At 72.3% G+C, this 16,290-nt stretch carries 15 protein-coding genes; 3 read left to right on the forward strand and 12 right to left on the reverse strand.

Going from position 1 to position 16,290, the window contains the following annotated elements:
• Positions 1 to 147 precede the first annotated feature (147 nt).
• The gene (locus J2S55_RS34330; protein ID WP_306869465.1) at positions 148 to 3,159 is read left to right on the forward strand and encodes an AfsR/SARP family transcriptional regulator; all 3,012 of its coding nucleotides are present in this window, start codon (positions 148 to 150) and stop codon (positions 3,157 to 3,159) included.
• Positions 3,160 to 3,218: 59 nt separating this feature from the next.
• Here the strand turns inward: J2S55_RS34330 and J2S55_RS34335 are convergent, their stop codons facing one another.
• From J2S55_RS34335 to J2S55_RS34360, 6 genes are read right to left on the reverse strand one after another with little or no spacing between them, the layout of a single operon-like run.
• The gene (locus J2S55_RS34335; RefSeq protein ID WP_306869467.1) at positions 3,219 to 4,214 is read right to left on the reverse strand and encodes a M24 family metallopeptidase; all 996 of its coding nucleotides are present in this window, start codon (positions 4,212 to 4,214) and stop codon (positions 3,219 to 3,221) included.
• Positions 4,190 to 5,104, reverse strand: coding sequence for an ABC transporter ATP-binding protein (locus tag J2S55_RS34340; RefSeq protein ID WP_306869470.1), 915 nt, complete (start codon positions 5,102 to 5,104; stop codon positions 4,190 to 4,192). Before J2S55_RS34340 ends, J2S55_RS34335 begins: the two co-directional genes overlap by 25 nt.
• On the reverse strand, positions 5,101 to 5,874 hold the full coding sequence (locus J2S55_RS34345; protein WP_306869473.1) for an ABC transporter ATP-binding protein: 774 nt from the start codon (positions 5,872 to 5,874) through the stop codon (positions 5,101 to 5,103). Before J2S55_RS34345 ends, J2S55_RS34340 begins: the two co-directional genes overlap by 4 nt.
• Complete coding sequence (locus tag J2S55_RS34350) at positions 5,871 to 6,710, reverse strand: ABC transporter permease (protein WP_306869476.1); 840 nt, start codon at positions 6,708 to 6,710, stop codon at positions 5,871 to 5,873. The genes J2S55_RS34345 and J2S55_RS34350 overlap by 4 nt, the downstream gene beginning before the upstream one ends.
• Positions 6,707 to 7,804, reverse strand: coding sequence for an ABC transporter permease (locus tag J2S55_RS34355; protein WP_306869479.1), 1,098 nt, complete (start codon positions 7,802 to 7,804; stop codon positions 6,707 to 6,709). Before J2S55_RS34355 ends, J2S55_RS34350 begins: the two co-directional genes overlap by 4 nt.
• Positions 7,785 to 9,389 carry an ABC transporter substrate-binding protein gene (locus J2S55_RS34360; protein WP_306869481.1) on the reverse strand — a complete coding sequence of 535 codons (1,605 nt, stop codon included), beginning with the start codon at positions 9,387 to 9,389 and terminating at the stop codon, positions 7,785 to 7,787. Before J2S55_RS34360 ends, J2S55_RS34355 begins: the two co-directional genes overlap by 20 nt.
• A 119-nt stretch (positions 9,390 to 9,508) precedes the next feature.
• Between J2S55_RS34360 and J2S55_RS34365 the strand changes: the two genes are divergently transcribed.
• Positions 9,509 to 10,153 (forward strand): Lrp/AsnC family transcriptional regulator, encoded by a 645-nt coding sequence (locus tag J2S55_RS34365; protein WP_306869482.1) that lies wholly within the window; start codon positions 9,509 to 9,511, stop codon positions 10,151 to 10,153.
• A 98-nt stretch (positions 10,154 to 10,251) separates the two neighbouring features.
• Here the strand turns inward: J2S55_RS34365 and J2S55_RS34370 are convergent, their stop codons facing one another.
• The gene (locus J2S55_RS34370) at positions 10,252 to 10,611 is read right to left on the reverse strand and encodes an avidin-fold protein (protein ID WP_306869484.1); all 360 of its coding nucleotides are present in this window, start codon (positions 10,609 to 10,611) and stop codon (positions 10,252 to 10,254) included.
• A gap of 275 nt (positions 10,612 to 10,886) precedes the next feature.
• Here J2S55_RS34370 and J2S55_RS48415 point away from each other — a divergent pair, with 275 nt between their 5' ends.
• Positions 10,887 to 10,985, forward strand: coding sequence for a DUF397 domain-containing protein (locus J2S55_RS48415; protein WP_370879804.1), 99 nt, complete (start codon positions 10,887 to 10,889; stop codon positions 10,983 to 10,985).
• Positions 10,986 to 11,070: 85 nt separating this feature from the next.
• On the opposite strand, the gene J2S55_RS34375 is transcribed toward J2S55_RS48415, so the two are convergent.
• The 5 genes from J2S55_RS34375 to J2S55_RS34395 all read right to left on the reverse strand — a co-directional run bounded on the left by J2S55_RS34375 (position 11,071) and on the right by J2S55_RS34395 (position 16,148).
• Positions 11,071 to 11,349 carry a type II toxin-antitoxin system PemK/MazF family toxin gene (locus tag J2S55_RS34375; protein ID WP_306875699.1) on the reverse strand — a complete coding sequence of 93 codons (279 nt, stop codon included), beginning with the start codon at positions 11,347 to 11,349 and terminating at the stop codon, positions 11,071 to 11,073.
• 31 nt (positions 11,350 to 11,380) lie between these two features.
• On the reverse strand, positions 11,381 to 11,611 hold the full coding sequence (locus J2S55_RS34380; RefSeq protein WP_306869487.1) for a hypothetical protein: 231 nt from the start codon (positions 11,609 to 11,611) through the stop codon (positions 11,381 to 11,383).
• A gap of 269 nt (positions 11,612 to 11,880) precedes the next feature.
• Entirely contained in the window at positions 11,881 to 12,909 is a 1,029-nt protein-coding gene (gene tsaD, locus J2S55_RS34385) for a tRNA (adenosine(37)-N6)-threonylcarbamoyltransferase complex transferase subunit TsaD (protein ID WP_306869490.1), read from the reverse strand.
• A gap of 197 nt (positions 12,910 to 13,106) precedes the next feature.
• Positions 13,107 to 13,556: a hypothetical protein gene (locus J2S55_RS34390; RefSeq protein WP_306875923.1), complete on the reverse strand. Its 450-nt coding sequence runs from the start codon at positions 13,554 to 13,556 to the stop codon at positions 13,107 to 13,109.
• 603 nt (positions 13,557 to 14,159) lie between these two features.
• A complete protein-coding gene (locus tag J2S55_RS34395; RefSeq protein ID WP_306869492.1) occupies positions 14,160 to 16,148 on the reverse strand; it encodes a hypothetical protein in 1,989 nt (662 codons plus the stop codon).
• Positions 16,149 to 16,290 lie beyond the last annotated feature (142 nt).

Raw genomic sequence — 16,290 nt, forward strand, 5'->3', positions numbered from 1 at the left:
TGGATCTCTCGAAAGGCTCTTGCTGGGGTCCAGGGTCTGGATTGCCGGTACAAAAATCATCCAAAATCTGTATAAAGGCCTATCCGGCTCATAGCACACAACCCGATGAATGGTTGCAGCGCCTCCATACGAGGAGTAAGTGCGGTCATGGTGGTTGATCAGCCCACATTCAGCGTGCTCGGTGGTTTGGACGTCCGGACCTCGGGACGCTCCCTCCGCATCGCCGGCACGAAACCCCGAATCCTGCTGGCATCGCTGTTGCTCGACGCCAACCGTGTGGTCGGCGCGGACCTGCTCGCCGAGGTGCTGTGGCCCCGGCACCGGCCGCGCTCCGCCCACGCCAACATCCGCACCTACGTGAGCTCGCTGCGCGGCGTGCTGGAGGCGGCCGGTGCCCGGATCCAGGCCCGGCCGCCCGGCTACGTGATCGAGCTGTCGACCGGCCAGCTCGACGCGCTGCTGTTCGAGGACCTGATCGCCGGGGCGCGCGCGGCCGGCCGTACGGAGGAGTCCTTCGACCGGCTCCGCCGGGCGCTCGCGCTGTGGCACGGCACCCCGCTGGCCGACCTGCCGGCCAGCCCGCTCTGGGACGGGCGGCTGCAGGCGCTGGCGGAGGTACGGCTCGCCGCCGCCGAAGAGCTGATCGCCCTGAGGATGGCCCGGGGCGAGTACACTGACGCGATCGGCGAGCTGCGCGGGCTGCTGAAGGAGCATCCCTTCCGGGAGGACCTCTGGCAGCGGCTGATGCTCGCCCTGCACTGGAGCGGACGGCAGGCCGAGGCCCTGCACGCCTACACCACGGTCCGGCGGCAGCTGGTCGCCGAGCTCGGGATCGAACCCGGCGCGGACCTGCGCCGGGCGCACGCGGCTGTCCTGGCGGGCGAGCCCCCGCCCGCCGTGGCCGGGCCCGCCCTCCCGCCCGCCGTCGCGGCCGTGCCGCACCCCCCACCGCCCGTCGCGGCGGCCGTCTCCACCCCCCACCAGCTCCCCCCGGACGTGCCGGACTTCACCGGCCGGGCCGAGGCCGTCGCCGTCCTCACCCGGGCGCTGTCCCCCGTGGAGCGCCCGCCGGACGGGCCGCCCCTGATCGTCGTGGTGATGGGGGCGCCGGGCGTGGGCAAGTCGGCACTGGCGGTGCACTGCGCGCACGCCGTACGGGCCGGATATCCGGGCGGGCAGCTCTACCTGGACCTCGGCGGGACCGAGCCGGTCCCGGCCGACCCGGGTGAGCTGCTGGCCGAGGCGTTGCGGGCGCTGGGGGTCGGCGAGGCCGGCCTGCCGGCCACCGTGCGCGAACGCTCCGCCCTGTACCGGTCCCTGCTGGCCGGACGCCCGATGCTCGTCGTCCTCGACGACGCCGCCGGCGCCGCCCAGGTGCGGCCGCTGCTGCCCGGCAGCGGCTGCGCGGTGCTCGTGACGAGCCGGCGGCGGATCACGGAGCTGCCCGGCGCCCTCCGGCTCGAACTGGACGTCCTGCCGCCCGGCGAGGCGGAGGAGTTCCTGGGCAGGATCGTGGGCCCGGAGCGGCTGGAGAGGGAGCGGGAGGCCGCCGTGGCGATCCTCCGCTCCTGCGGATACCTGCCGCTCGCCGTCAGGATCGCCGGAGCGCGGCTGGCGGGGCGGCCCGGCTGGTCGCTGGAGGTGCTGGGGCGGCGGCTGGACGACGAGTCGAACCGGCTCGGCGAGCTGCGGGCCGGCGACCTGGAGGTGCGGGTCAGCCTCGACCGGAGCTACCGGCTGCTGCCCGACGACGCGGCCCTGGCCCTGCGGGCGCTGGGCCTGCTGGGCCCGCAGTCCCTGCCCGGCTGGGTGGTCGACGCCGCGCTGGACCGGCACCGGGCCGACGACGTGACGGACGTCCTGGTCGATGTGAACCTGCTCCGGCTGGTCGGCACCGACCCGATCGGCCAGCCGCGCTACCGGCTGCACGACCTGGTCCGCTGCAACGCCAGGGAGAAGGCCGGCGGCCTCCTGGAGCGGAACGCCCTCATCAGGGTGCTCGGGGCCTGGATGGCCACCGCCGAGAGCGCCACGGCGCGGCTGCCGACCACGCTCTTCAGCCTGTCCGCGGCCGGGGCCACCCGCTGGAACCTGCCCGCCGACACCCTCGGGCGCCTGACCGCCGACCCGCTGTCGTGGCTGGACGCCGAGCACGACACGCTCGTGGGGGCGGTGCGCCTGGCCGCCGACGCGGGGCTGGCCGAGTCGGCGTGGGGGCTCGCCGCGGCCCTCGTCCCCTACTACGACCTGCGCTGCCACTTCGAGGAGTGGCAGTCCACCCACCGGGTCGCCCTTGAGGCCGCGCGCCTGGCACAGGACCGTCACGGCGAGGCGGCCATGCTCCGCGGCCTCGCCCAGGTGTGCCTCTACCAGGACCGCTACGCCGAGGCGACGGAGATGTTCCGCAGAGCCCTCACGATCTTCCACGAGCTGGGGGACGCCCGGGGCGAGGCGACCTCGATCTGCGGGCTCGGGGCGGTCAACCAGTTCTGCGGCGAGCATCTCAGGGCGCTGACCTACTTCCGGCAGGCTCTGGCCATGTTCCTGGCCATGGGCGATCAGAGCGGCGAGGCCTACGCGCGGCAGGCGATCGGGCGGGTCTGCCTGGCCTCCGGCAACCTGCACCAGGCGTCCAGATGGCTGGGCGAGGCGCTGGGGCTGGCCCGGCGGCTCGGCGACCCCCACCGGGAGGGCTGCGTGTCCATGCAGCTCGGACGCTTCCACGCCCTGGTGGCCGAGCCCGATCGGGCGATGCGCTTCCAGGGACGCGCGCTGGACATCTTCGAAGGTCTCGGTGATCTCCACTGCGGGGCCTACGCGATGCAGAACCTGGGCGGGCTCCAGGTCGTCCGCGGCGACCGGTCGCACGCCTCCGACAAGCTGGAGCGGTCGCTGCTGATCTTCCAGCGGCTCGGCGACCGGAGCGGGGAGGCGGCCACGGTCCAGACACTCGGCGAGCTGCACCGGTCGGCGGGCCGTACCCGGCTGGCACAGAACTACCTGCATCACGCCCTGGAGCTCCGGCGCGAGCTGCGGGGCGGCGCCGACCTCGCCGGGAGTGCCGGTCCCGCGGCCCTCCCCGGCGATGGGTGGCGGAGCCCGGACGTGGTGCGGTCGCCGCTCGGGCTCGTACTTGACGGGAACGCCGTGGAGTGGTGACCCCCTTCACTGATCATCCGGAGCGCCCGCCCGCCGCCCGCCCCCGCCGGCCGCCCGGCTCAGTGGTCGATGACGTGCAGGGCCTGCGAGCTGCCGCTGAGCCGGCGCGCCCCCGAGGGGGCGCACACCGCGACGTCGGCCACCCGCGCGCCGAACAGCTCGGGCAGGTAGATCGCCGGTTCGACGCAGACCGTCATCCCGGCGGCGAGCACCGTCGTGTCGCCCGGGACGAGCCAGGGGCCCTCGTCGTGGCCGAGGCCGACGCCCCGGCCGGGCCGCTCCGCGGCGTAGTGGCCGTAGCCGCTGCCCTCGATCACCTCCCGGGCGGCCCGCCCGGCCTCCGCCGCCGGCACGCCGGGCCGCAGCGAGTCGAGGGCGGCGCGCTGCGCGGCCAGGACGACCGAGTACATCGCCTCGAAGTCCTCCGGCGGCTCGGCCACCGCGAAGACGCGGGCCACCTCCGAGCAGTGGCCGCCCCATCTGCCGCACACCGAGACCAGGAGCGCGTCGCCCGGGTTGATCACGCGGTCGCACGGCACGTGCCGGGGGACGGCGCTGTGCTCGCCGGCCGCCACGAGCACCGACAGCACCTCCTCGCACCCGGTCTCGACCATCATGGCCCACAGCCGCCGCGCCATCGCGCGCTCGGTGGTGCCGAACCAGGCCAGCTCGCGGGCCATGAGCAGGACGGCGTCCGCCGCGGAGGCGGCGCGTTCCGTCGCCGCGACCTCCGCGGTCCCCCGGTGCAGCCGGAGCGGGGCGAGCACGGCCGAGGCCAGCACGAGCTCGGCCTCCACCCGTAGCGAGAACAGCTCCCAGGCCCGCATCTCGGAGTCCACCCCGACGCGGCGGGCGGAGGCGGGGATGAGTGCCGCGGCCTCCAGCGGTCCGGCCGCCGCCGCCGGCGGGCCGTGGAGGTCCAGGACGAGATACCCCTCGCCCTGGCCCCCCAGGTAGCGGAAGTCGGGAGAGGGGCGCAGCACCAGGGCGTCGACCCCCTCCTCGACCATCCTGCGGCGCACCTCGTCGATCATGCAGGCCCGTGCAGCCAGCACGCGACGGGACCGAAGTCGGGCTCGCGCTCCCGGCAGACGTCCATCGCCACCGGGCAGCGCGGGTGGAACCGGCAGCCGCGGGGCGGGTCGGCCGGATCCGGCACGTCCCCGGACAGCTCCGCCGGGAGCACCCCGGCGCCGTCGGGCGCGGGGATCGCGCCCAGCAGCGCCTTGGTGTACGGATGACGGGGCTCGGCCCACACCTCGGCGGTCCGCCCCATCTCCACGATCTTCCCGAGGTACATCACCGCGATCCGGTCGGCGATCAGCCGTACCACCGACAGGTCGTGGCTGATGAACAGCAGGCCGGCGCCCGAGGAGACCGCGAGGTCCCGCATCAGCGTGGCCACCTGGGCCTGTGCCGAGGCGTCGAGCGCGGAGATCGGCTCGTCGCCGATCAGCAGGTTCGGCCGGGCGGCGAGCGCCCTGGCGATCGCGATCCGCTGCCGCTGGCCGCCGGAGAACTCGTGCGGGTGGCGGGCGGCGAACTCCCGGGGCAGCCCGACCCGCTCCAGCAGGTCGGCGGGGGCGGTCACGGTGTCGCCCGCCGTACGCAGCCCGTCGGCGATCTGCGCGCCCACCCGGCGCCGGGGGTTCAGCGAGGCGTAGGGATCCTGGAACACCATCTGGATCCCGGCCAGTGCCCGGTCCCTGCGGCGCAGGCCGAGCGGGGTCACCGGCCGCCCCTCGAAGGTGATCGACCCGGCGGCGGCCCGGTTGAGCCCGCACACCGCGCGGGCCAGCGTCGACTTGCCGCATCCGGACTCGCCGACGAGCCCGACGACCTCGCCCGCCGCGACGGTCAGACTGGCCCCGGCCACCGCCCGTACCAGGGGGCGGCCCGGGGTGCGATGCTCGACGACGAGGTCGTCCACGATCAGCAGTGTCATGAGGTCTCCCCGGGCAACGACTCCAGCAGGGCACGGGTGTAGGGGTGGCGCGGCTCGCGCAGCACCTGGCCGCGCGGTCCGGTCTCCACGACCAGGCCTTCCTTCATCACGCTCACCTCGTCGGCGACCGCCGACATCACGCCGAGGTCGTGGGTGACGAGCAGTACGGCCAGGCCCAGGTCGTCGCAGAGGCCGCGCAGCAGTCGCAGCACGCCGGCCTGGACGGTCACGTCGAGAGCGGTCGTGGGCTCGTCGGCGATGAGCACCTTCGGCGAGCAGGCCAGGGCGATCGCGATCGCGATGCGCTGGCGCATGCCGCCGGAGAACTGGTGCGGGTAGCGGTCGATCGCCGCCTCGGGCCCGGGGATGCGCACCTGGCCCAGCAGCTCGACGGCCCTGGCCCGCGCCTGTTTCCGGTCGAGCCCCAGGTGGTGGCGCATGTGCTCGGTGAGCTGGCGGCCGACCGAGAGCATCGGGTGCAGGCTGGTCGCCGGGTCCTGGAAGACCATGGCGACCTCACCGCCGCGCACCGTGTTCAGCTCCTTGGGCGCCATCGTGAGCAGGTCGCGCTCTCCCAGGGCGATCCGGCCGGTGGTGCGGGCGCCGTGCGGGAGCAGCCCCAGCACGGCCAGGCCCGTCATCGTCTTGCCCGAGCCGCTCTCGCCGGCCAGACCGTGCACACGGCCGGCCCGCAGGTCGAGGTCGACGCCGCGCAGGATCTCCCTGCCGCCGATGGAGACCTTCAGGTCGGAGATGGCCAGAAGGGTCACAGCGCACGCTCCTTGATGGCGCGGGCCGTCCGCGGGTCGAGGGCGTCGCGCAGCGTGTCGCCCAGGAAGTTGAAGGCCAGCACGACGGTCAGGATGGCCAGACCGGGGAAGGTCGCCACCCACCAGCTGTCGAAGACCTCCACGCCGGAGGCGACCATCGCGCCCCACTCGGGGGACGGGGGCTTGGCGCCGAGCCCGAGGAAGGACAGGCCGGACAGCAGCAGCAGCGCGGTGCCGATGTCGAGGGTGGCCAGCACCAGGATCGGCCCGGTGACGTTCGGCAGCACGTCCACCCGGAGCGAGCGCCAGGCGGAGAAGCCGAGCAGTCGCCCGCTCAGCACGAACTCGCGCTCGCGCACGCCCAGCACCAGGCCGCGGGTCACGCGGGCGTAGGCCGGCCAGGCGACGACGAGTACGGCGAGCACGGCGTTGGTGAGGCTCGCGCCGAGCGCGGCGGCGACGACCATGGCCAGGATCACGGTGGGGAAGGCGAAGACGAGGTCGGCGAGCCGCATGATCGTCTCGTCGACCCACTTGCCGAAATATCCGGCGCAGGCGCCCAGCAGGCCGCCGACCAGCACCGAGAGCACGACCAGCAGCAGCGTCAGCGGGATCGACAGGCGCGCGCCGTACATCACCCTGCTCAGGATGTCGCGGCCGAGCTGGTCGGTGCCGAACCAGTGGCCCGGGCCGGGCGGGGCCAGCCGCGGCAGGTCCTGGGCGAGCGGATCGTGCGGCGCCAGCAGCGGGGCGGCCAGCGCGATCACGATCCAGGCGAGCGCGATCACCCCGCCGACGATCGCCAGCGGCTGCCGCCATGCTTGGGGGAGTTTCACTGGAGTCTCACTCTGGGGTCGATGACGCCGTACAGCACGTCGACGATCAGGTTGATGACGAGGTAGACCCCGCCCACCACCAGGCCGACGCCCATCACGGCGGGCAGGTCGAGGGTGGTCGCGCTCTTGTAGGCGTACTGGCCCACGCCCGGCCAGGCGAAGATCGCCTCGACGAGCACGGTTCCCGACAGCAGGCTGCCGAAGGCCAGGCCCGCGACCGTGATGATCGGCACCAGCGCCGAGCGCAGCACGTAGCGGAACAGGATCACCCGGGGCGGCAGGCCCTTGGCCCGCGCGGCGCGCACGTAGTCCTGGCCCAGCACCTCCAGCACCGCCGACCGGGTGAACCGGGTCAGCAGGCCGATCGTGTAGAGGGCCAGCACCAGCGCGGGGGTGATGAGGTGGCCGACCGCCGAGGAGAACACGTCCCACTGCCCCGCCAGCGCGGAGTCGACCGTGTACAGCCCGGTGACCTGCGGGGGCGGGCTCATGCCCGGATCGATCCGGCCGCTGCCCGGAGTGACCTGCAGCCGGTAGAAGAAGACGTAGAACGCCGTCAGCGCCAGCCAGAAGGTCGGCACGGAGATGCCGATCAGGCTGATGACCCGGAGCACGTGGTCGGAGAGCCGGTCCCGGCGCAGCGCCGCGATCACGCCGAAGGCCACACCCGCCACGAGGGAGATCAGGATCGCGGCGCCGGCCAGTTCGAGCGTGGCCGGCACGGACTCCGCCAGGTCGTCGAGGACCGGGCGGTGGCTCTGCTGGCTCGTCCCGAGGTCGCCCTGGAGGACCCCCTGAAGGTGCAGCAGGTACTGCTGGGGGAGCGGCTTGTCCAGGCCGTGCTCGGCCCGCCACTGCGCGACGATCGCCGGGTCGCCCAGGGCCCGCTGGCCGAGGTTGGCCGAGACGGGGTCGCCGGGGACCATGTTGGTCAGGACGAAGGTGACGAGCGTGATGCCCACCGCCAGCAGGAGCGCCGTGAGCACCCGGCGGGCCAGGAAGCGGACCAGCGGACTCCGGCGGCCGGTACGGCCCGGCGGCTTGCGCCGGGCCGTACCCTCCTTCAGGTCCTCGTTACTTGAGGTCGGCGACATCGACAGTCCACACCGGGTGGAACTCCAGGCCGGTGACGGACTTGGCCGTCACGATGTTCTGGCTCGGCTGGATGAGCGGGACGAACGGGCCCGAGGCGTTGAGCTTGGTCTGCACGTCGACGTAGGCCTGCTTCCGGGCCTCGTCGCCGATCGTGGTGGCCGCCTTCTCGCCGGCCGCCTCCAGCTCCTTGTCGGCGCCGGCCTTCCAGCCGGCCCGCAGGCCCACGAGCTTGCCCGGTAGGAAGGACAGGTAGTCGCTGGGGTCGGGGTAGTCCGGACCCCAGTACCACAGGCCCAGCTCCTCCTTGCCGTTGCGGTAGTTGTCCAGGGCCGTGGTGATCGGCGCGGGCGCCAGCTCCACGGTGATGCCGACCTCCTTGAGGTTGGCCTGGACCCGCTCGGCGAGCGGCTGGAAGGACAGGCCGTTGACGGTCAGCTCGCTGGGGTACTCCAGCTTGACCGTCGGGTCGGCCACGCCGCTCTCCTTGAGAGCCGCCTTGGCGCCCTCGATGTCGCGCTTGGCCGCCTGCTCCGGCGGGAGCGCGCCCAGCAGCATCGAGGGGATCACCCCGGGAGCCTGCACCGAGCCCTCGCCGGCCAGCTCCAGCAGACCCGCGTAGTCGACGCCCTTCCGCACGGCCTCGGCGAACTTGGGGTTGGAGGTGACCTTGCTGACCGCGGGGTTCTGGTTGGCGAGCAGGAAGATCACGTTGGCCGAGGCCGTCTTCTTGACCGTCAGGTCACCGGTGATCCCGGCGACCTGGTCCCCGGAGAGGTTCAGCGCGACCTGGCTGTCGCCACGCGAGATGTTGAGCTTCTGGGTCGCGGCCTCGACGTTGCGGAGCACGACCTTGTCGTAGACGGGCTTGTCCGGGCCCCAGTACTTGGCGTTCGCCTTGAGCACGACCTGGGTGCTGACGTTGAACGACTCGATCGTGTAGGGACCCGAGCCCGCCGAGGCGGAGTTGAGGTACTGCTCGGCCTTGTCGCCGGCGTCCGTGGTGGCGCCGTGCTCCTTGGCCACCTTGGAGTTGAGGATGCCCAGCGCGGGGTTGGGCAGGATGTACGGCAGCGCGGGGTTGGCGCTCTTCGACGTCAGCGTGATCGTGTCCGCGCCGGTCTTGGCCACCTCCACCCCGTCGAGCAGGAACGACGGGGTGCCCTTCATGTCGCGCACGCGGTTCAGCGAGAAGACGACGTCGTCGGCGGTGACCGGCGAGCCGTCGGCGAAGGTGGCGCCCTGGCGGAGCTTGAGGGTCAGCTCCTTGCCGTCGTCGGACAGTTCGAACGACTCGGCGAGGGCGGGCACCGGCTTGGTGACGTCGGAGCCCTCGAAGGTGAGGAGGGTCTCGTAGGCCGCCTTACCGATGATCAGGCCGGTCGGCTCGTAGGTGCGCCCGGGGTCGGCCGTCTTGAGGTCGAAGGAGGTGTCGATCACGAGCGTCTTGGCGGCGGCGGTGCCGCCACCGCTCTGGGACGTCGTGGACGAGCCGCCGCTGGAGCAGGCGGCAAGGGCGAGGGCGCCGGTGAGCAGCACCGGCAGCAGGGCTGCCTTCGCTCCGGGGCGCCGTGAACGGGTCGCCATTCTGTGTCCTCCGAAAATGGGCCGTGTAGACGTTTGGTCGCCGATCGTCCAGGATTGTCCGGCAAAAAGTCCAGCTCATGGGGTTAAGCTGAGACGAATCTGGCATAAGGGGTATGGAGATGACCGAAATATCAAGGAACGCGGCCCAGGAAGGCGGTCAACCTGGACGGATCGGCATCGGCCTGGAGCTCGACGCGACACACCTGAAGATCCTTGAGGTGCTGCGCGAGAACGGCAGGATCTCCGTGGCTGCTCTCGCCGAGCGGGTCGGCATCTCCCGGGCCAACGCCTACACGCGCTTCGAGGCGCTGCGCGCCGACGGCGCGATCAAGCGGTTCACGGCGGAGATCGACCACGTCCGCACAGGTCTCGGCATCACCGCGTTGATCTTCGTGACCGTCCGGCAGCAGATGTGGCGCCAGTTCCGCGCCCAGCTCGCGGCGATGCCCGAGGTGGAGTACTGCGCGATCACGACGGGCCAGCACGACGCGATGATCCAGGTCCGGATGGCCGACGTCGCCGCCGTGCACGCCATGGTGACCGAGCGGCTGGCCAACATCCCCGCGGTCAAGGCCACCGAGACCGTCTTCATCCTGGACGAGGTGCTCAAGCGCCCCTACGTCCTGCCGAGCGACCGCGGTCCCGGCCGCTCCCCCCGCCGTCCCGCCGACCCCGCCGCGGCCCCCGGGGGAGAGGTGCCCCTGGGCAAGATGCGCTTCGTGGGCGCGGCCGAGGGCCGCGCCCAACTCCAGCAGGACGTCTGACACGCGGGCCTGCCCCCCGGCGGCAGCGCCGGAAGGCGGTCCGGTGGGGGCGCGTCCCGGAGCGGGGCGGCCCCGGGTGCGCGCTCCCCGTCAGGCGGTCAGGACGGCAGGACCTCGGTGCACACGCTCACGTGCGTCGTGTCGTCCCCGGCGAACTGGAACTCCTCGACCAGGCGCAGCCGGCCGTCGGGGAGGGGCTCGGCGCGGCTGGCGCTCTGCCCGCCGGCGCGCTCGCCGTTCTTGAGCAGGTGGACGTAGGTGATCTCCAGGCGGTCGCCGTCCCTGGTGCCGACGAAGCGCCCGTGGACCACGGTGTCGCCGGTGTAGTCGCCCCAGATGATCCCGCCGGACTCCCGGTAGGCGAACTCGGTGGGCCCGTCCGGGTCCACCGCGCTCGCCGTCGAGCTGACCATGACGAACCTGCGGTCGTTGAGGTTGAGAAGGTCGTTGTCGTTCACGTCTCCGCATCGTGCCGTTCCGTGGGCCGGCCGCAACCGAGGCTGGACATTCCGGCGCGCAGGAGGGGCAAGATCGATGATCCGTCCAGCCGGGCGTCCGTCCGGAGGGGATCGGCGAGATCCGGCTTCCCCGTTCGCGCCGAGCGCGCCCGTCTGCCGGTGACGGATCATCGGTCCATGAGGGTGAACATTCATCCACTCCGCCGACACTTCGAGCCGTCGCCGTCCATCGGCCGCTCGACCGGGGGAAGCCCCACACCGAGGTCTGCAAGCCGCTGAGTCCGGGACATGGTCCCAAGCTGTTCTTCACCCCGGCCGAGTGGGACGCCTTCCTCAACGGCGTGAAGGCCGACGAGTTCGATCGCCGCCATTGAGGCTGCCATCCTCCCTTCTGTCGTGATTTCGGCTTGTTGTGAGGTCATGACAGAAGGGAGGGGGCTCACCGGCTCCGTGTCTTCGCTACTGGAGCATGCCGAGGACGGTGTGCAGGGCGTCATCGATCTCTTCGATCTCGACTGGATCCAGGCGTCCCGCGAAGTCGCCCAGGCGGTGAGGGGCGACAGCCGTGGTCTGCTCGACCATGATGCGTGTCTGCTTGCCGAGAAGTTCGACTTCGGGGCGGAAAGGCGCGGGAGGCGCACTGGCCGAGGTCGGGGCGATGAGCACGGTGGAGAGATGGGTCAGGAAGTCTGACTGGAGGATCACGGCGAAACGCTCGCCTCGTTGCTCATGGGCCATCGCGTCACGAGGGGCGCGCAGCCGATACACGTCACCACGCACGCAGGTGCTCCGTGTCCTTCATGATTGCTTCTGCTTCGGCCCTGTCGGCGGGATCGTTGGCCAGCCTCTCGGCTGCGACTCGGGCCAGCTCCATGCGGTGGAGACGCTGAGCGATGACGAGCGCTTCGCGGACGGCCTCGGTTGCGGAACGGCCGTCGGAGGTCAGCTCGTTCAGCGCCTTCTCGGCCTTGGCGTCCAGATCAACAGTCAACATGCCCATATCTTCACTGTACGGCCAGGCCTCTCGCAGGGCTTCGACCGAATTCCGCAATCATGTCGATGCTCAGGGTAATCAGATCTCGAGGAAAGGAAAGTGATCATGTCCCCCGTGCGTCACGAGAAGGTCTTCGAGGACGCCATCGAGTCGGCGGTGCCTACTGCCGCCTTCTTGAACGGCTGGTGAGTGAGGGGCCTGCAGTCGCGTGATCGTGGAAGAGCTCCCCTGCGGCCGCGATGAATCAGCGCCGGAAAGGGGCCGCACGGACGGGGTCAGAGACGGTCCGGGGTGAGGGAGGCCCGGGTCAGCGGGGCCGAGGGGTCGGCGGCCAGGTCGAAGGGGGAGGGCGGGGCGCCCGCGGCGACCAGGAGACCCCCCACGGCGGCGATCATCGCGCCGTTGTCGGTGCACAGCCGCGGGGACGGGATCCGCAGCGTGACGCCCGCGGCGCCGCACCGCTCGGCGGCGACCCGCCGGAGCCTGTGGTTCGCGGCGACCCCGCCGACGATCACCAGCGTGTCCACGCCGTGGGCCCGGCAGGCGTCGACGGCCTTGCGGGTCAGGACGTCGACCACGGCCTCCTGGAAGGAGGCGGCGACGTCCGGCACCGAGAACCCAGGACCGTCCCGCTCCACGTGCCGGGCGACGGCGCTCTTGAGCCCGGAGAAGGAGAAGTCGTAGCCGGCGCCGAGCATCGCGCGGGGGAAGTCGATCGCCCGGGGATCTCCGTCCCGTGCGGCCCTGTCGACGGCGGGACCGCCGGGGTAGGCGAGCCCGAGAATCCGCGCGATCTTGTCGAACGCCTCTCCCGCGGCGTCGTCGCGGGTGTCGCCGAGGTGGACGATCGGATCGCGTGCCAGGTCGCCGAGGAGCAGCAGCGAGGTGTGGCCGCCCGACACGATCAGCGCGACGGACCGCCGGGGCAGCGGACCGTGCTCCAGGGTGTCGGCGGCCACGTGCCCGGCCAGGTGGTGCACGCCGTACAGCGGCCGGTCCCAGGCGAGCGCGTAGGCCTTCGCGGCGGCCAGGCCGGTCTGCAGCGCGGTCGCCAGGCCGGGTCCCGAGGTGACGGCGACCGCGTCCAGCTCCGCGGGGCCGATCCCGGCCTGCCGGAACGCGGCCTCCACGCACGGGACCAGCGACTCCAGGTGCGCCCGGGCGGCGATCTCCGGCACCACTCCGCCGTAGCGCGCGTGCTCGTCCATCGAGGAGGCCAGCGCGGCGCCGATGAGCCTCCCGTCGGCCACGATTCCGACACCGGTCTCATCGCACGAGGTCTCGATCCCCAGAACGACCGCCATGCCACCCTCTTATCGCGAGTAGTTTGCAACTACGAATGATAGGCGACAAGACGTGCCGGCGTTGTCCGGCCACGGACCGGGACCGGCTCGGTCACGGACCGGGACCGGCTCGGCCACCGAGCCGGGCGAGTTCCCGCGGTCAAGGCGGGTACGGCTGCGGTCGGAGGACGCCGGGCTCCGCGCTCCTGGCAGGCCGGTCAGGCGCCGCGCCGGTCGTTCAGCTTCACCGCCACCTCCCGGGCGAGCTGCCCGAGCTGCTCCTTGGGGTAGACGCCGCACAGCTCGTCCAGCAGCGCGGCCACGACGAACCTCTCCGTGTCGTCCAGCAGCGCGAGCCGGTCCCCGGTCCCGTTCTTCTCGATCCAGGTGCGCAGGAAGGCCTCGTAGCCTTCGCGGGGGATCGGCTGCCCGTTGGTGTCGCGCACCGTGATGGCCGGCCGGGCCGAGTCGAAGCCGTACAGTCCGGCTCGACGCCCAGCCCGTAGGTACCAGACCGCGTCCACCATGGCGTCCGCGCGCTCCTGCTCGGTCAGCTCCTCCCACGTCGGGTGGAGCATCCCCTCGTGGGCGAGCTGCTGGCGCGCCGCGGCGAGCCGCTCGGCGTGCTCGCGCTCGGCATCGTCGGCGTATGGGAAGGCGATGGGCACGGGGGCTGTCCTCTCCGCCGGGCGTATTCGGATACTGGTCCCGACGTATGTGCGGGGGTACGTTTTTTCCGCCCTCAGCATTGCAGACTCCGCGGCTCCCGAGAGGACCTTGCCCCATCTTCGGGGCGTCTGTCGGATCGCCTGCGACACCCTGACCTGCCGTAGGACGCGAGGGCCGCGACCGGGCTGCAGAGGCCGTACAGGCTGCGCCCGGCGGACCCGCAGCACGTCGTAGAGCAGATCGTCTTTCCGGAGGGTGTCAGCCGCTTCGGGCTCAGCCCCGGACGGTGAACGATCACCTTCCGGAGCCTGCCGACCTCCGGACCGACCCCGTACTCCGTCCCGTACTCCGTGGCCGTCACGCCTCCCGTCCGTGAACCAGCCCCATGTCCGCAGGCGCACGGCGGAGCCCGCACGTGATTCCAGGAAGACCGGTGAACCCACGGCGGCCCATGCTGACTACGCGACGGTGATCCCCCGGGTCACCCTTGCCGGGCCGCGTATCCGGGCTGGGTACCAAGGAAACCCTCTCTACCAGCGCATATGTGGCTGCATGCCCCAATCGTGATCCGCCCGGGCCGCGCGGATGATTCGGGTCGCGGATCAGTTGGTGTGGGGGTTGGGGAGATGGTCGCCCACGTGGCCGATCCAGATCTTGCCGGTGCTGCCGCCCGAGTCGTCGTGGAAGTGGATCCGGGGCGCCGGACAGCCGCCTTTGCGGATCTTGATGTGTGCCTCCATCAGCACCTTGCCCGAGGGGTGCACCTCCAGAGGGACGGCGAAGGTCCGCCTCATGCTGTATTTGCCGTTGGTGTTCACGGTCCGGGACTCGCTCATGGCGACCATCCCCGCCGGGATCGTGAGCCGGGCGGCGCTCCTGCACCAGTCGAAGAACCCGCCGGCGAACTCGCCCGACGACCTGGCCCGCGCGAACGCGTCCAGCGCCCGTAGGGCGTCCCAGGTCTTGGAGGCCCAGACCCGCGCGAGCGTGGGGTAGGCGAGGTCGAGTTTCGCCGCCTCCGTGTCGGTGTCGCCGATCTCCACGTGGGCAAGCGTCTCCCGGGCCATGTTCAGGGCGTCCATGAGACTCGTCGGCTCGAACGCGGGCCTGTCGGCGGACAGGCCGAAGGCGGGCTGGCCGGCCTCGGCCAGCCTGGCCTCCAGCCAGTGGACCCGCTCCTGGAGTTTGCGGGCGCCCGCGACGGCCTCGGCGTATTCCTGCTGGAGGATCTCGTGCTCGGCGCGGAGCCGGTCGATCTCGCCCGCCGTACGGCCGTTGCCGCCCTCCGGTCCGGCCGGAGGGCGGTCGCGGCCCGGCCGTACGGCGATGAGATCGCGCAGTCCATCGACACGCGCGCCGAGGGTGCGCATCTGGCGCAGGATCTCCCTGTTGTCCGTCCCGTTCCCCGCCGACGAGACCGTGAGGTCGAGCGCCGCGTCGAGCTCTCCCCGCAGCTCCTTGACCACGACGGCGGCGACCGCCTGGGCGAGCTCGGCCACCTCGGAGGCGGGCCGTCCGGTCCCGGCGTCCTCCGGCTCCGTGGCGGCCGCGGCGTCCTCCGGCCCCGCGGCAGCCCCGGCGGCCCCGGCGGCCACGGCGGGCTCCTCGACGGGCACGGCCGTCGCGGCGACGGGTCCGGGACGGACGGTCATCGCCATCATCCGGCGGCGCAACTCCTCCCGGGCCGAGCCGGCCGGCGCCGGTCTCGGCGCCACCGCCGCGGCGATGTCGCCGGGCTGCGCCTTGCCCGCCAGGATCCTGGAGACCACCTGGTAGGCGCGCTGGAGGTCGTCGGGGAGGGGACGGCGGGCGGTCTCGCCGATGGCGCCGCCCGCCACCAGTTCGAGGGCCTGACCGCCCTGTCTGCGGAGCATCGGGCCGCCCATCGGACGGTGCCGGTAGGGGTAGCACTCGGCGGCCGGATCGAAGGGCGCCACGTAGGTGCGGATGCCCGCGCCGAACACGCCGAGCTCGGAGCCCATCGTCCCGTTGAAGCGGTCCTGGGCGCGTAGGTCGGCGAGACGCACGACCACGCCGGCCCCGGCGACCGCACCGGCCAGGTGCTCGGCCCTGGCCCGGACGCCCTGCGGATCCTGTGGGTCGGCCGACACGACGATCACCGGGACCCGGCGGTCGCGCTCGGCGAGCAGGTGGACCAGCCGGTGGACGCCGTCCTCGTCGACCGCGTCCGCGGTGTCCGTCAGGTGCACCGCTCCGTCGGTGATCCGCGCGGTACGCAGGTACGCCTGGACGAAGTCCGGGGCGTGCCCGTCGTGGCTCTCGCCGTCCCCCTCGACCCGGACGACCACCCAGCCGGTCATCCCGGCCACCGACTCCGCGTAGGTGACCTGCGTGCGCAGCGGCCCTCTCCCGCCGGTCTCCTCCAGGACATACCGGCCGCAGTCGACTTTGCGGTCCATGCGGGCCCTGACGCCGTCCGCCTCGAACTCCTGAGAGGGCCTGCCCTGCTCCGGCGCGGGGAGTCCCTTCGTCACGAGCCAGTCTCCGAAGGTACGGCGGAGCCGGAGGGAGATGGGGGCGGTCTTGTCGCGGAGGACCGCTTGGTAGAGACGATTCGAGTTCGGGGGCATGAGGCACGTTATCCAGCCATGTGAGGGTACGGCCTGCCGAATGAGGAGAGCCGTGCCCGAATGGTGGGGCGGGGGGGTCGGCCGGCGGCCGGGCCGGGCCGGCCGGGGACCGGCCGTGCGGTCATGCTCCGGTGCGGAGAGG

The sequence above is a fragment of the Streptosporangium brasiliense genome, assembly GCF_030811595.1.
Classification (GTDB): domain Bacteria; phylum Actinomycetota; class Actinomycetes; order Streptosporangiales; family Streptosporangiaceae; genus Streptosporangium; species Streptosporangium brasiliense.